This window comes from Nostoc sp. (assembly GCF_036917575.1).
Classification (GTDB): domain Bacteria; phylum Cyanobacteriota; class Cyanobacteriia; order Cyanobacteriales; family Nostocaceae; genus Nostoc.
In genome coordinates, this window is the sequence record NZ_JBALDC010000027.1 from 41,948 (window position 1) to 56,918 (window position 14,971).

At 39.6% G+C, this 14,971-nt stretch carries 12 protein-coding genes; 7 read left to right on the forward strand and 5 right to left on the reverse strand.

Translation table 11 applies throughout. From position 1 onward, the window contains the following. Positions 1 to 3: 3 nt before the first annotated feature. Both V7K79_RS06340 and V7K79_RS06345 read right to left on the reverse strand, forming a co-directional pair. Complete coding sequence (locus tag V7K79_RS06340; RefSeq protein ID WP_335045751.1) at positions 4 to 528, reverse strand: hypothetical protein; 525 nt, start codon at positions 526 to 528, stop codon at positions 4 to 6. A 203-nt stretch (positions 529 to 731) separates the two neighbouring features. Then, the gene (locus V7K79_RS06345) at positions 732 to 1,337 is read right to left on the reverse strand and encodes a DedA family protein (RefSeq protein ID WP_335045753.1); all 606 of its coding nucleotides are present in this window, start codon (positions 1,335 to 1,337) and stop codon (positions 732 to 734) included. Positions 1,338 to 1,530: 193 nt separating this feature from the next. Here V7K79_RS06345 and V7K79_RS06350 point away from each other — a divergent pair, with 193 nt between their 5' ends. Together V7K79_RS06350 and V7K79_RS06355 are read left to right on the forward strand one after the other, a co-directional pair. Then, positions 1,531 to 2,049: a cytochrome P450 gene (locus tag V7K79_RS06350; protein WP_335045755.1), complete on the forward strand. Its 519-nt coding sequence runs from the start codon at positions 1,531 to 1,533 to the stop codon at positions 2,047 to 2,049. A gap of 8 nt (positions 2,050 to 2,057) precedes the next feature. Continuing rightward, positions 2,058 to 2,807, forward strand: coding sequence for a hypothetical protein (locus V7K79_RS06355; protein WP_335045757.1), 750 nt, complete (start codon positions 2,058 to 2,060; stop codon positions 2,805 to 2,807). Between the two features lie 115 nt (positions 2,808 to 2,922). Here V7K79_RS06355 and urtE read toward each other — a convergent pair whose 3' ends face one another. Both urtE and V7K79_RS06365 read right to left on the reverse strand, forming a co-directional pair. Continuing rightward, positions 2,923 to 3,621, reverse strand: coding sequence for an urea ABC transporter ATP-binding subunit UrtE (gene urtE / locus V7K79_RS06360; protein ID WP_335045758.1), 699 nt, complete (start codon positions 3,619 to 3,621; stop codon positions 2,923 to 2,925). Positions 3,622 to 4,112: 491 nt separating this feature from the next. Next, positions 4,113 to 5,729 carry a calcium-binding protein gene (locus V7K79_RS06365; protein ID WP_335045760.1) on the reverse strand — a complete coding sequence of 539 codons (1,617 nt, stop codon included), beginning with the start codon at positions 5,727 to 5,729 and terminating at the stop codon, positions 4,113 to 4,115. Between the two features lie 867 nt (positions 5,730 to 6,596). Here V7K79_RS06365 and V7K79_RS06370 point away from each other — a divergent pair. From V7K79_RS06370 to V7K79_RS06390, 5 genes are all read left to right on the forward strand, one after another. Further along, complete coding sequence (locus tag V7K79_RS06370) at positions 6,597 to 7,220, forward strand: 4Fe-4S single cluster domain-containing protein (RefSeq protein ID WP_335045762.1); 624 nt, start codon at positions 6,597 to 6,599, stop codon at positions 7,218 to 7,220. Positions 7,221 to 7,712: 492 nt separating this feature from the next. Beyond that, a complete protein-coding gene (locus V7K79_RS06375) occupies positions 7,713 to 8,984 on the forward strand; it encodes a serpin family protein (protein WP_335045764.1) in 1,272 nt (423 codons plus the stop codon). Positions 8,985 to 9,297: 313 nt separating this feature from the next. Continuing rightward, a complete protein-coding gene (locus V7K79_RS06380; RefSeq protein ID WP_335045766.1) occupies positions 9,298 to 10,332 on the forward strand; it encodes a FecCD family ABC transporter permease in 1,035 nt (344 codons plus the stop codon). Between the two features lie 172 nt (positions 10,333 to 10,504). Then, the gene (locus V7K79_RS06385; protein ID WP_335045768.1) at positions 10,505 to 11,902 is read left to right on the forward strand and encodes an ATP-binding protein; all 1,398 of its coding nucleotides are present in this window, start codon (positions 10,505 to 10,507) and stop codon (positions 11,900 to 11,902) included. Positions 11,903 to 13,013: 1,111 nt separating this feature from the next. Continuing rightward, positions 13,014 to 13,454, forward strand: coding sequence for a pentapeptide repeat-containing protein (locus tag V7K79_RS06390; protein ID WP_335045770.1), 441 nt, complete (start codon positions 13,014 to 13,016; stop codon positions 13,452 to 13,454). A 64-nt stretch (positions 13,455 to 13,518) separates the two neighbouring features. Here the strand turns inward: V7K79_RS06390 and V7K79_RS06395 are convergent, their stop codons facing one another. Continuing rightward, positions 13,519 to 14,859 carry a TldD/PmbA family protein gene (locus V7K79_RS06395; protein WP_335045772.1) on the reverse strand — a complete coding sequence of 447 codons (1,341 nt, stop codon included), beginning with the start codon at positions 14,857 to 14,859 and terminating at the stop codon, positions 13,519 to 13,521. Positions 14,860 to 14,971: the final 112 nt, after the last annotated feature.

A 14,971-nucleotide genomic window follows, 5' to 3' on the forward strand; every position in this document is an offset into this window, starting at 1 on the left:
GCGTCAGAGTTTAGATTGTACTTCCCAACGAAACAGCCGCGGCAATTGAGATATATCTATGGCGTAGTTAACAATCCACATCACCAATTCAAAAATCAATAAATATCGTACCCACTGCAACTTGCTTGTCGAATCCAAAAGTGTCAAACCCTCATACAACTGCCAGAAGCGGTAAGGCAGATATATATAAGGAACCATCACCCAGACGACATTTTGCAACTGCCTAAGCGTCACTGTTTCAGAGATGATTTGCAACCCTAAGACGATAAAATACCAAGCAAGCACAGTTAAGACCGTGCGATCGCCCCACCATACACCCCACAATAACATGACCACTAATGGCGGCACTACTGCTAGCAGTTGCACCGAGCCAAACCAGATTTTATACCAAGCGGGTAATGGGAAAGGTAGAGTATAAGGCTTTGCATTTTTCCATCCCCAGTTCACAACCACAATAAAAAGTGTGGCAATAAGGAAAAAGAGGAGATTTTCTAGGAACAGATAGAGGTTGATGTTTAAGGAAGTCACGTCGCTTCTCTTCGAGACGCCAAGGGCGAACGCTCCGAATTCAAAATTCAAAATTCAAAATCCCCATAAATAAATTTAGTTGCTCTGTATCCTTTTATTTATCACTCATGAGGATATGATCAAGCTCTGATGTTTATAACTCCAGTAAATCAATATACTTGTCTCTACAATAAAACATCTACTAAGGAGCTACAAAAAATATTTCAACTTTTGTTTGCTCTATTTTCTTGTACCAAATGAATAATCGATGGTACTAAAGAAATAACTATAATTAATCCAATAATTGGTAACAAATACTTATCAACCTGTTCAGGTGGCAAAGATTTTCCTAAGAAAAACCCTAACATGGTAATGCCGAATGTCCAAAGAAAGCCACCAATTAAGTTGTAAGACATAAATGTGCGATAATGCATTGCACCAATCCCAGCTACGATGGGCGCGAAAGTCCGTACAATGGGTAAAAAGCGTGCTAAAACAATCGTCTTTTTACCGTGCTGGTGATAAAAGTTTTGAGTTTTCACAAGATGTTTTTTATGAAACAACCATGAATCTTCCTTATTAAATAGTCTTCTGCCAAATTTATGTCCAGTAAAATAGCCAACATTGTCACCTAAGACTGCACAAATAAAAGCACCAAAAATCAAAACCCAAATGTTCAATAAATTCTGAGATGCAACAAATCCAGCAGTGAACAATAAGCTATCCCCAGGCAGAAAAAAACCAATTAATAAGCCAGATTCAGCAAAGACAATCGCCCAGACCCCAAAATAGCCGAGTGATTTAATCAGTTGTGGTAAATCCAGATGCATAGAATTTTTACTTTTCAACAATAGATCCACAACATCTTAACGTTCAGCAATTTTATTGAATAAGAAGTAATATTAAATTTCTGTAAAGTTATTATATGATCTGGGAAAATATTATGACAGATGACAAGTTTTGGATTATTGATGCAAAAGACAAAGATATTTGAAAGTACTAAAAATATCTTGGGTTGCTGCGATGCCTACGGCGAGCTTTGCTAACGCAGCAAAGTTGAAATATCGTGTTAACTTTTTCATAGCTACCCTTAGAGATATGAAAAGCGATCAAACTCCTCCTGGAAGCTTTGGTATACCTGTATTAGGTGAAACACTCTCCTTTGTTTTCGACCGCGATTTCGCTAAAAAGCGTTATCGCAAGTACGGGCCCATCTTCAAAACTCATCTTCTTGGCAGACCGACTGTAGTGATGGCCGGGCCGGAGGCGTTAGAGTTAGTTTTGTCAAGTCAAATGGAGAATTTTTCTTGGCGCGAAGGACGACAAGAACATAAAAAGTATCCTTTTAGTTTAGTTGGTTTTGGTGGTGGGCCACGCATCTGTATTGGCCTAGCCTTTGCCAAAGTGGAAATGAAAATTGTTGCTGCTCATCTTCTACGCAATTATCATTGGGAAATATTACCCAATCAAAGTTTAGAGGAAGTTATGGTTCCCACCAATCGCCCTAAAGATGGGTTGCAGGTTAGATTTCAACCTCGGTGAAATGTTTTATGACATCTCAAATAGAAATACATTTACCTAATGGAGTTTTACAACGCTGGCAAAATGTGAAAGATTTTGTGGGCGGAAGCGTTAACTCTCTAAGTAACTCAGCACAACAAGCTGGTGAGTCTTTAAAAACAACAGCCACTACCACAACTGATAAAGCAATTGATACAGTTACAACGAGTTTAGAGCAAACTTGGCAAACTGCTGATAAATTTAAGAGTACAACATCAGGAGCAGTTAAAGATGCGTTCGCATCTTCTGTAAGTGATTGGCTGATACAACACCCGATATTTTTTCGGTTAGTTCAAATGCTAAGTTGGGCAGCTAATCATCCAATTATTAGTGTAGTAATTTTGCTGTTTGCCCTGGCTTTACTTTGGAGCATCATTAAAGCAATTGTCCGCTTAATTGAGACTGCTAGTTGGTCAATACTCCAAGTTCCGTTAAAATTACTTCTGGCTTTGTTTCAAGTTAGCTTTCTATCCTTAACTAAAGTTGGGAGTTTTACTGCTCAACGAATTACAGGTGCTAAAAAAGCTGATAACCTACCAGTTTTACTATCTGAAAGTTTTCAACCAAATAAACAACAACGATTAGCAGAAATTTCTAGTCGCTTAGAAGCGATTCAAAAGGAACAAAATGAGCTTTTGCAAGAAGCAGCAGACTTGATTGCTACCGATACAATTGATATAGCAGTCTCAAAAACTGAAGAATTCAGAATTCAGAATTCAGAATTTAGAATCAGAAAGTAGAAAACTTAAACCAGTTTATTCAAACACTCACAAACTTGCTACTGATGCACTATCCGCCAGTCACACTCCAATTCAATTGGAGAATTCTGGCTTTTGACTCCTGAATTCTGTTTTCTTAAACAGCTAAAAAGCGCTGAATCACATCTTGGCTAAGTTCGGCTGTGGAACCGGACGCGACAATACCACCTTTTTGCATAGCGTAATAGTAATCAGCCTGACGGACAAAGTGTAAATGTTGCTCTACTAATAATACCGAAATGCCTGTGGTTTCGATGATGCGACGGACTGCGGCTTCAATTTCTAAGATGATGGAGGGTTGAATACCTTCGGTGGGTTCATCTAAGACGAGTAATTGAGGTTCTCCCATTAAAGCACGGGCGATCGCTAATTGTTGCTGCTGTCCTCCACTTAAATCACCACCCATCCGCGAAAGCATGGTTTTTAACACCGGAAATAAATTAAAAACTTCCTCTGAAATTTCTGCTTTTTTTACTGGTTTGCGTCTAGCTTCCAACCCTAGCAATAGATTTTCTTTAACTGTTAATCGAGGGATAATCTCTCGTCCTTGAGGGACATAACCAATTCCCAACTTTGCCCTTTGGTCTGGAGATTTAGAGTTGATTAATTCTTCAGCTAAATTAATAGTACCACTCCGGGGTTTGAGTAAACCCATAATAGTTTTTAATAACGTAGTTTTTCCGACACCATTACGTCCAATTAGGCAAACCATTTGCCCAGATGGTACGCTCAAATCTACATTGCGGAGAATATGGCTTTCGCCGTAATAAACGTTAAGATGAGAAATTTTTAGCATAAAAGTGATTTTATAATACCTGATTGCGAATGCAATTAAGTAGGAATAATATGACAGACTGATAGCTATTTCCATAATCTGAAAATAACGTATGCACGTTTCAAGCAAAGAATATCTTATACCATTTCTTTGTGAGGCTGCGCCAAATTTTATTTCTTCCTTTGTGTCCTTCTCTGACGAGACGCTGCGCGTAGTTTGCTTTTCCGTAGGAGTGAGTATACGCCCTTTGAAGTTCGTTCCTTATATAGCCGTAGTCATATAGGTTAGGACATTTTAAAAGAGTGAAAGCTAGTAATAGTAATAGTTTTACCTCCTGCCTTCTGCCTCCTGCTATATAATTTGGCGCATCTTTGTACAGAATTGGTATTACTTATCTCTGCAAGAATCGCATCGCTTACCAAAATGGTTTGCATTAAGTAATCGAATGCAAGATGCTAAAAATAGCACCTTGCAAACTGTACCGCTTGGCTCTCAAAGAGGGCTAATTCCGATTAAACAACCACAAAATTGTTTTCGCTAACTGACAATCCAGTAGATAATTGTGCAAATTTTACCTGAGTAAACCCAGACGCACTGCCATCTTGGTCAAAAAACAGTCCACCTGTAGCACTGTTATAGATAAATCGTTGATTACTTGTCGTAGCAGATGTTCCGAGGGTAAACTGACTTGCTTTAAGTGGACTTAGTGATAACCCGCCGCCAAAGCCAGCAGCTGATACCTGAATCAGTTCATTAGTCGCGTTGAAGTCATAAATACTCTCAACACCTTGATTGTAACTATTGAAAACAAAGGTATCAGTACCAGTTCCTCCATAGAGGGTGTCATTACCAAAACCACCTATAAGAATATCATTCCCACTGCCACCATAGATTGTGTTTTTACCAAAGGCGCTAGAGGCGGAGATATAATCATTGCCAGCACCACCATCTAGTAAGTTATCGCCTTTTGAATTACTAGCATTCAAGTTATCATCCCCAGTGCCACCATCAAGAGTGTTTTTACCAGACGAGCGAGAATCGTATGTGATAGAGACGTCGCGGGGTGAGTACGGGTCGCTGGGAATATAGCTGTAGTCGCCAGAGATGGAGAGATAATCATTGCCATCACCTCCAGAGAGCAAATTATCGCCTGTTGAACCGCCAGCACTCAAAGTATCCTTACCAGCACCACCGTTGAGGGTGTTCTTACCAGACGAGCGAGAGTCGTAGTTGGTGTAGTTATTTCCTTTGTAGTAGCCAGAGATGGAGAGATTATCATTGCCATCGTCCCCAGAGAGCAAATTATTGCCTGTTGAACCGCTAGCACTCAAGTTATCGTTACCAACACCACCGTTGAGGGTGTTCTTACCAGACGACCGAGAGTCGTATTCGTAGTCTGGGTAGCTAAAGCTTTCGTAGCCAGAGATGGAGAGATAATCATTGCCATAGCCTCCAGAAAGCAGATTATTGCCAACAAGGGAGTCATTTCCCGTACCACCAATGAGGGTATCATCACCCGTACCACCAATGAGGGTATCATCACCCGCACCACCTCGCAGCAAATCGTTTCCACTCAAGCCATCGATTTTGTCATTACCGCCTTGACCATTAATTACATCATTTGAGTCTTCTAACCCCGTAATGTTATTGTTGAGGTCATTGAGAAAAGTTACTGTGTTCTTGATGCCCAGGCTAGTATCAGTAGAGTTGGAATCTAAGACATTAAAGCTGTCAATGATGCTATTTTGCCCGTCAAATAAGATATTACCAAGAGCTGGTTTTGCTCCAGAAGCTTTCAGATTCTCCAAGTTTTCTAGTTTGAAGTTTTCCAGAATAACTATGGTCTTAACATTCCCTTCAAAGGTGATTTCTAGATTGTTGTCATTCTGGGTCAGCAGTAAATTTTGAGCAGTTAATCCTGCACCCTGGAATTTGATGGTGTCGACTTCAGCACTAACTGCTGCTGTCGGATTAGTTCCTTTACCTATGCCACCGAAATCAGTGATTGTATCAGTGCCATCCCCCAAGTTGTAAACAAATTCATCATTCCCAGTACCACCAATGAAAGTATCATTCCCAGTACCACCCTCTAGTAAATCGTAGCCATCTGTTCCAATAATATTTGCCATAACTTTTGCCTACCTGATTTTATTTTTTCAGTAATTTCAGTTCTAAACCTTGAATTTAGTGCTATTTTTGGGCAAAAATTACTTACCTAAATTGATGTTTTTGGCATACTTTATACCTCGAAAATGGTGCAATGACTGTGGAAATCATAACTAATCACCCAAACTTGATATAAGCCCAATAACACTGTACAAATTAATCAGAGTATACATTCACATCAATAGTCAACTACTGATAAATATTTTTTTATACCTTCATCTGAGAAATTCTGCGTGCATATTTACTTTGAGAATACAGAAGATCCAAATTAACGCAATACTAACCATACATGACCTTATTTACTTAGATGTCTTTGCTTAAAAACACATCTAGAGCATATTATTGACATTTTTTATTGTTCAAGATATCTATAAGTATTTTTATTTTGGAATAAATACTATAGCCCAATTTCTCATTGATAAAGAGGGGGAGACTTGAAATTTAGTTCAAAGTAAGGAGATATTTGTTGAACTCAGGTTAATTAGAACATTCTTGACTCAATAGTAACTGCCCATTATTCAGTCGATATATAAAAATCATATTTGATTTCTAAAAAATGATACGAGAAAATACAGAAAAATATATGTAAAAACAAACAATATTTTACCAGGATCTACAAGCAGTAATACCTTCTCTGCGAGACGCTACGCGTAGCTTGCTTCCCTAGAGGGGTACACTAACGCAAAATTACAAGAATTTATAGATTATCGCCCCCAAAACTTTTGAGAAATTAATCATCAATTAAATCTCCAGTTATATAACTATTGTCACGGTTATCTAACTGGAGATTCGCTATATTTAACAGTTAACGGCTAAAAGGAGTTAAAGAGATGGAAATTAAGCAAACTGACCCATCGCTAGCACTCATAGAAATTCCCCCAGGCTATCTTAATATTATGGGTTACGTCGATCAATCAGAAGTTAATGGCCCTGGTTGTCGTGCAGTCATCTGGGTACAAGGTTGTCTGCGTGAGTGCCCTGGCTGCTTTAATACTAACTCCTGGTCTTTTGAGGCTAATCAATTGATTGCTGTTGATACTCTTGCCGAAAATATTCTCAGCAATCCCCGCAACACGGGTGTAACATTCTCTGGTGGAGAACCTTTTTGGCAAGCAACTGCATTGGCATCTTTAGCCCAGAAGGTAAAAGCTGCTGGTTTAAATGTAATGTCTTTTAGTGGATTCACTCTTAAGCAGCTACAGTCCCAATCTGCACCGCCAGGTTCCCAAGCATTGTTAGAACAACTCGATATTTTGATTGACGGGCCTTTTGTACAATCTCTGGCAATTAATTCTCCCAACTCTCCAGTCTCTTCTAGCAATCAACGGGTTCGGGTGTTAAACCCGGCTTTCCAAGACCAAATTACTTGGGCTAGCGACCAGATAGAAATCCACATCCTCAAGGATGGTGGCCGCATTGTCACTGGCTATCAAGGTGGACTAGAACTAACATAAGGGTGCGCCCAATGAGTGGGCTGTTGCCTATTAACTTACGGCAGCAGCCCAATGAAAAGTATTTCTAGCCTCTGGCGAGAAATGAGGTTTTAAAAGGTTTAGCCGTGTGTCTATAGAAAAGTTTGGTATTTCGTGAACTGACAAACGTAATTTTACCTTCAACAACCAAGAACGCTAGTGATTTTGTGTTTAGGCAATATACAATACTTTGATATTTAAATAGGAAAATTCCTCAAAATAGAAATTTTTCATAATTCGTCTATATAGCCACCTCAACTATGAATTAGCATCTCTAACAAGTTGTGTTTAATTTTATAAGCTAATAACTTACTGTTACAAAAACGGTAAGAGTACTATTTGATTTATTAGAACAAATGCAATAGTTAATCATTGACATAGTATCTGCGTCAACTCTGAGCACAGAACAGGAATATTTTGCAAGTGAGGTGGTAAAATGAATCGGCAGAAATTTAGTATTGTGAAAAAATTTTTATGAAAAAATGTTATGCTTTGGTAGCTGCAAGTGTCATTCTATTTGGTGTATTAGAGTATTCTCAAATCAATGGTAATAAAAGTGCCTTTGCCAAATCTAGCTTACCTCAGCTAGAAACTCCATTGCAACAAAAGACAACCAAAACTGATACAAAAATCGTTGCGTCTAGCAACAAGTTTGGTTTCAAACTATTTTCAGAGGTTCAAAAAGGTAATAGAGGTGAGAAGAATGTTTTTATCTCACCTTCGAGTGTTGCGATCGCTCTAGCTATGACCTACAATGGCGCAAGCGGTACAACTCAACTAGCGATCGCAAAAACCCTGGAATTACAGGGGATGAATCTGCAAGAAATCAACTCTTCTTATGCGGCGGTATTAAAGCAGCTTGTAGACAATTCCGATCCGAAAGTGCAACTGAATATTGCTAACTCACTTTGGGCAAATCAAAATTTTAGCTTTCAGCCAGACTTTCTCCAAAGAGTACAGTATTTCTATAAAGCTAAAGTCAGCAATTTAAATTTTCAAGATCCCAACGCGCCTAATATTATCAATAGCTGGGTCAAAGATAATACTAATGGTAAAATCAATAATATAGTTGATACAATTGATCCAAGTCAGGTGTTGTTTCTGATTAATGCTATATATTTTAAAGGGAAATGGAGCCAAGAATTTAATAAAAATAAAACTGCTCAATACCCTTTTTACAACAGCACATCTGGCAAACCAAAACAACAGCCGATGATGTCACAAAACGGTGACTATAGATACTATGAAAGTCAACAATTTCAGGCAGTTAGTTTACCTTACGGCAAAGATGGTAAATTCAGTTTTTATATTTTCCTGCCAAAACAGAATTCTAATCTGAAAGCCTTCTATCAAAACTTGAATGTTGAAAACTGGGAAAAATGGATGACTCAGTTCAGCAAACAAAAAGGGTTTATTCGCCTACCCCGCTTCAAAACAGATTACGACGTTACACTCAATGATTCCTTGAAAAGTTTAGGCATGGCGGAGGCTTTCAGCGACAAAGCCAATTTTTCCGGTATGGGTAAAAATCTTAAGATTAGCGAAGTTAAGCATAAAACTTTTGTCGAAGTGAACGAAGAAGGCACGGAAGCGGCTGCTGTTACTTCAATTGGTATATCAGCAACAGCTTCTATTGACATAAACCCACCATTCCAAATGATTGTTGACCGTCCCTTCTTCTGTGCCATTAGGGATAATCAGACGGGAGGGGTTTTATTTATGGGTTCAATTATTGACCCACAGTAAAAAATTTCTTCATTTTTAATTGAACTTGAGGGTAACGTCACTTCAGAAATGCTTGGAGTGTTTTTAGCGTCAGCTTTCGGGGACTTATTTGGTGCAATAAATGCAGTTATTTTCTCAGTGGCGCTGTCGTCTGTCTCGCTGCTTAGGCTCCCAAGACACAAGGCACTTAAGGTCGAATAGTAGATCAAGTGGCACTTTCAGCTACAAGAAGGTAGGGATAAAAGCTGATGTTATACAAATAGATAAAATTAACTGGGTGACGAAGAAATTTTGGAAGCTTAGGCTGACTGTTTTGGAGAAAGGATGGCAAAATTTGACTAAACCATTTCAGACAATTTTTACTGAACACCGCATTTTTACTGAACACCGCGTATTTTGGGCTGTTTTACTCTTTGGTACAGCACTGGTGGTAACGCTAGCACTGTCGCTTTCTCAAGGAGCAGTACCTTTAAATATGTCGGAATTTTGGCAAGCCATTCTCCACAAAGGCGATCCCATTAAACAGACAATTCTCTGGGATTTACGTCTCCCGCGCATTACGGCTGCGATGGTTGTCGGCGCAGCTTTGGGAATGTCAGGAGCACTGCTGCAAGGATTGTTACGTAATAGTCTTGCCGATCCATTTATTTTGGGCATTTCAGCAGGTGCAGGACTATTTGTAATTCTGATAATTGTCTGCCACATATTCCCGATCGCAATTCCTTTAGCGGCATGGATGGGAGCAATTTTAACTGCCGCGATCGTAATTTTACTGGGTCGTTCGGGGTCAGGAATTTCTGTTGAGCGGTTGATTTTAGGCGGAGTGGCGGTGAGTTCTTTATTTGGTGCTGTACAAAGTACATTGCTACTTTTAGCTGAAGATGGGCAAATTCAAATTGCACTCAGTTTCCTAGTTGGTAGTCTTAATGGACGGGGTTGGCAAGAAATTGCTACGCCTGCACCTTATATCATCGTTGCATTGATCGGGGGATGCTTGCTGGGGCGATCGCTAAACATATTGGCTTTAGGAGATGATTTAGCTGTGAGTTTAGGGCTTTCGTTGACGCGATCGCGCTTGTTAATTGGTGGTGTCGCCACTCTATTAGCCGCAGGTGCAGTCAGCATCAGTGGCTTGGTTGGATTTGTTGGTCTTGTTGTTCCTCACGGTGTCCGCCTGATTGTTGGTACAGATCATCGCTTTGTTTTACCACTTTCCGCCCTTGCAGGTGCATGGTTACTCACTTTTGCAGATTTACTCTCTAGACTAGGAACAGTAGAACTACCAGTAGGTTCTGTCACTGCCTTGCTAGGTTCACCCCTGTTTATCTGGTTACTTTATCGTCGTTCTGCTGGGTTCAAGAAATTTTGAGCTATCAGACCGCTATCTATCCCCACCGTATAAACGGATCAGGTTTTTTGCGAATTCTGATAAACTCAGACTAAAGCTTTCTTCAACTATTTTAGCCACAATTCTTTATAGGGAAACACACCTGTATAACCCTACTTTCTTATCACTGCTGCCCCCTGAAGGAGGTTAATTGATGTTATGTGTTGAGGAATTAATCAACTTAGACCCATTTCAACAACTTCCCAAAGAGCGATTGCAGTGGGTTTGCGATCGCGCTCAAACAATTGAACTTTCCGCCGGAGAAGTTTTAGCCCATGAGGGAGACCCTGGATGTGGCTTATTTATCTTAGTCAAAGGTAAAATCAACCTCACCCGCCGCAGTGAAGGAGTGGAAATTCCCATCGGGCAACACGAAGCCCCATCCTTTTTTGGTGAAATTCCAGTTCTCACAGATGAACCTGCACCTGTGACAATGCGGGCATTGACAAATTGCAATCTTTACGACCTAAAGGGAGAAGACTTCCGTAAACTGCTGCATGAATGTCGTGATTTTGAGCGAACAGTCTTCCGAATTATGCAACGTCGTGTCCGGGGGCTAGAGTCCTTCATTCGTGGGCGGGAAAAGATGGCAGCTTTAGGGACACTTGCCGCCGGTCTAGCTCATGAACTCAACAACCCAGCCGCAGCCCTGGTTCGGACTTTAAAAGAAATGCCAGCCGCCATCCTAGAGTTACAACGAATGAACTTAGTTTATGGGCAACGCAATGTTGACGAAGCCCATACTCAACACTGGTTGAGAGTACGCGATCTAGGCTATGATGCGATTTTGAATAATCGCCTAGATCCGGTGACACTAAGCGATCGCGAATCCATATTGCTGGAATGGTTAGAAGACTATGGTGTAAACCAAGCCTGGAAATTAGCAGAACCTTTAGCGGAAGGTGGTGTTGAAGTTGAAACCCTAGAGCAACTCATGGAACGTTGGCGCAACGACAACACGGAATTGCGAGAAATGGGATTGCACTGGCTAGCGCTTTCCTTTGAAGTCATGTCGATGATTAAACATGGTTTGCGAGGATCTGAGAGGATTTCCGAACTTGTGCAAGCGATGAAGTCTTATTCTTACCTCGATCAAGGCACTCAGCAAGAAGTAAATATACATCAAGGTTTAGAAGATACCTTGCGCTTGTTTGCTCATAAACTCAAGTGCGGTGTGCAAGTGCAACGCAATTACGATCAACATATTCCGAAAATTCTTGCCTATGGCAGTGAACTCAATCAAGTGTGGACAAACTTAATTGACAACGCCATTGATGCAATGGATGATAAAGGACTGCTGGAAATTACAACACACCATTGCGATCGCTATGCCCATATTGACATCATCGATTCTGGCAGTGGAATTCCACCGGAAATTAAAACCCGTATTTTTGAACCTTTCTTCACCACCAAATCAGTAGGGCATGGTTCAGGACTCGGTTTAGAAACCGTTCGCCGGATTGTAGAAAATCGCCATCATGGTACGCTTTCATTTGAATCTCAGTCAGGCAGAACTTGTTTCACTATTTGCTTGCCCTTATCGAATCAATGAATCAATAAACAATGGGATTAGAAATGAAAAAAATGGGAACCAATGGTTCCCAAAATCTAGTAGCAAGTAAATATTTCCGTCAGACTTCTAGTTTCTTATTGGTTTCTATACTAGAATTCGTTTTCTAGTTATAAATCAATACAGTTCAGGATGAGCAACAAAACCCTCATCTAGAGATGCGATAAATCGCGTCTTAAAAGACCAATTATCTACACCAATAAACCTTAACCCAAATGTATTGAGTTATAAATAAAATGTTGGGGTAAAAGCAATTATTTATCTGATAATTATGGTTTTGGGGGCTGTTGTTTGGATTTAATCAATTCAGTCTTAGTTGGTCTTCCTATTGTAGTAGGAGGTTGCGGTTTATCTGTTTTGGATTGTGAGTTATTATTCTCACTCATGTTAATTATCTCCTTATAGCTTTAATTATTTGGGTATTTCAAGATTTATTACTTAGAGTTGGTCAAGCAATAAATTTAGTGAACGCAGTCAGTTTGTGTTCTGATGATTATGACTTCAAGCGATGTCATTGCAATTCCGTAATTCTATTGAAAATTTTGTTCCATTTCTATATTCTGGACTTTAGACTAAAGGTGAGCGAGAAAGGAATTGAGTAACTGGGCAAAAACTAAAGAGATGCCTGTAAGAACAAGCACCCCAGTGGCAGAAAATAAAAGAAGCACTAACAACCTTCATCTGCCGTTATGGATGTTTTTGCACAACTAAGGGAATTATCGTCAAGCAGGATACGAATATTTATGTCGGGCAAAGGACGCAACACTTGGATTGATAAATGTAATATTAATTACACATGACGTCTATAATTTGGCAGATTTATCAATATATTCAGTATTCCATCGTCAGTAATTAAGTAATTTTAAAGTATTGCAAAGTACAAAAAACATAGCACCAAAAGTTGCTCTAACCTACCGTTAATATAATTTCAGTTTGAAATTTCCTCCCATCGGACTACTTAATGCAAGAATACCTAGTCACATCGAACTTAAATATTCCTCCGATCGCATGAGGACAGAATTCTGTAATCTTGGCATACTGGTATCGTAGAAGTTCAGAATTTAATGACTTCTAGAAGTGTCCGAGGTAAGTTATGAAACGAATTTTTTTGACGGCAGCAGCCTTACTCAGCACGCTATCCTTAGCTGCTCCCATTCCCGTCAAAGCAGAAAATTCCGCCCCTGTCCGCCGCTTGTTAGAAACTAGAGAATGTTCGGGATGCAATCTAGCAGGAGCTAACCTCAAAGGTGCTCATCTAATCGGTGTTGACTTGAGAAATGCAAATTTAAAAGGAGCTAATCTCCAAGGTGCTAACTTAGAAGGTGCAGATTTAACTGGAGCTAACTTAAAGTCTGCTAATCTCACACAAGCATTTGTTAGCGATACGATGTTAAATAAAGCCAATCTTACCAACGTGAATTTGAGTAATTCCCGTTTATATAATAGTGATGTAGATGGCGCTGTTTTAGCTAATATTGATTTAAGCGGAGCTGATGTATTTAATACTGCCATTAGCATTGGTGGTGAATATTAATGCTCAGTCATGATTTCCAAGTTATGAGTTAAGAGTTAAACTCTTAACTCTGCATTCCTAAGTTTTATTCGCCGGTAATCGATAGTTCATTAACCCAAATTTTCGGGCAAACTCCTCCTGGCGTTAACTCTGGCTCTTTTTCTACATAAATAATTGACTTCAATAGTTCCAAGAAGTCGCCAGCAACAGTTGCTGACTCAATACTTGTCTTCACACCCTTGTTAACTAGCCAACCATCAAACGGCAAAGAAAAGGAACCTTGCAAGGATTTAACTCCAGCATGGAGAGCTTGTAAATCATCGATAAAAATCACCTTTTCAGCAGTTTCTAAACTTAACTCTTGCTCAGGAGTTGCTGTTGAAAATACGTGATAAAAATTCGGACTAACGCTGACTTTTGCGCCAATACTAGCATTACCCGTTGGCTGGGCATTTAACCTTTTAGCAGTGCCTGCACTATGGAGAAATCCTGTTAAAACGCCATTTTCAATTAATGAAATTTGACGAGTGGGAGTTCCTTCGCCATCAAAGCTTTCTGCACCAACGTTAGCTGGGTGCAACGCATCATCAGAAACTGAAATCAAAGGAGAAGCAATCTCTTTACCTAAATCATCAACAGTAGATAGACTTTGATTGTCTAAAATACTTTGGGCATTGAACAAGTTAGAAAAAGCGCCCAGCAGACTTAAAAAAGCTTCCGCAGAGAAAACAACTTGATATTTACCAGTTTTGATTTTTTCATAGTTCAAATGACTGATAGTTTTATCAGCAGTTTCTTTAATGCAACCATTAATATCTAGATTATCTAAATTTTGGTTGATTCTAAAAGCGCCTGCACTGCGCGGCTTTTTGCCATCTTCCTCAGTTTTGCTATAAAGATAAACTGATGCCAAAGAGTGAGATTCAGTTCTCACTGCGCCGTCGCTATTGAGATAAAATCTGTCAATATCTCTTTGTGACAAACCATTATAAGGTACGCCTTTAATTGCTGGATGAGCTGCTAGTAATTCTTTTTCAGCTACCAACAATTTTTCTATGAGTTCAGCAACAGGTGCTTGGGGTGCTTTATCCTGAGGTTTATTTGGAATTGGAGTAGTAGCCTCTGGACTAAAATCAGGAACATTTTCTTTAACACCAAAGAAACTGGCTTCGTAGGCAGTTTTCAAAGCTAATTCCAATCCTTTGGGGTCTACATCTGTGGTGCTAGTGACACCCATCGTATTATCTTCATTCCAGACACGAACAGTAACACCAGAGCGGTTTGAAGCTTTGACCTGTTTTGGTTCACCTTGGTCTACTTGCACGCTAGTGTCATCAACTGTTGAGCCATAAATGTCGAATTTCTTAATGCCAAGCTTATCAGCATTATCCTTAGCAGAATTTGCAATCTCTTTGATATTCGGCATAGTTAATTTGAGATTTGGGATTTGAGATTTGGGATTTTAAACGATTCTATTTTTGATATTAAAGTTTGGATTTTGGATGTTATAGCCGTAGTCACACAGGTTAGGACATTTT

Excerpts from the sequence above, each read along its gene's own strand:
- V7K79_RS06350 (WP_335045755.1), top strand. The coding sequence starts at position 1,531 with ATGCCTACGGCGAGCTTTGCTAACGCAGCAAAGTTGAAATATCGTGTT.
- V7K79_RS06365 (WP_335045760.1), bottom strand. The coding sequence starts at position 5,729 with ATGGCAAATATTATTGGAACAGATGGCTACGATTTACTAGAGGGTGGT.
- V7K79_RS06385 (WP_335045768.1), top strand. The coding sequence starts at position 10,505 with ATGTTATGTGTTGAGGAATTAATCAACTTAGACCCATTTCAACAACTT.
- V7K79_RS06345 (WP_335045753.1), bottom strand. The coding sequence starts at position 1,337 with ATGCATCTGGATTTACCACAACTGATTAAATCACTCGGCTATTTTGGG.
- V7K79_RS06375 (WP_335045764.1), top strand. The coding sequence starts at position 7,713 with ATGAAAAAATGTTATGCTTTGGTAGCTGCAAGTGTCATTCTATTTGGT.
- V7K79_RS06370 (WP_335045762.1), top strand. The coding sequence starts at position 6,597 with ATGGAAATTAAGCAAACTGACCCATCGCTAGCACTCATAGAAATTCCC.
- V7K79_RS06395 (WP_335045772.1), bottom strand. The coding sequence starts at position 14,859 with ATGCCGAATATCAAAGAGATTGCAAATTCTGCTAAGGATAATGCTGAT.
- V7K79_RS06390 (WP_335045770.1), top strand. The coding sequence starts at position 13,014 with ATGAAACGAATTTTTTTGACGGCAGCAGCCTTACTCAGCACGCTATCC.
- urtE (WP_335045758.1), bottom strand. The coding sequence starts at position 3,621 with ATGCTAAAAATTTCTCATCTTAACGTTTATTACGGCGAAAGCCATATT.
- V7K79_RS06355 (WP_335045757.1), top strand. The coding sequence starts at position 2,058 with ATGACATCTCAAATAGAAATACATTTACCTAATGGAGTTTTACAACGC.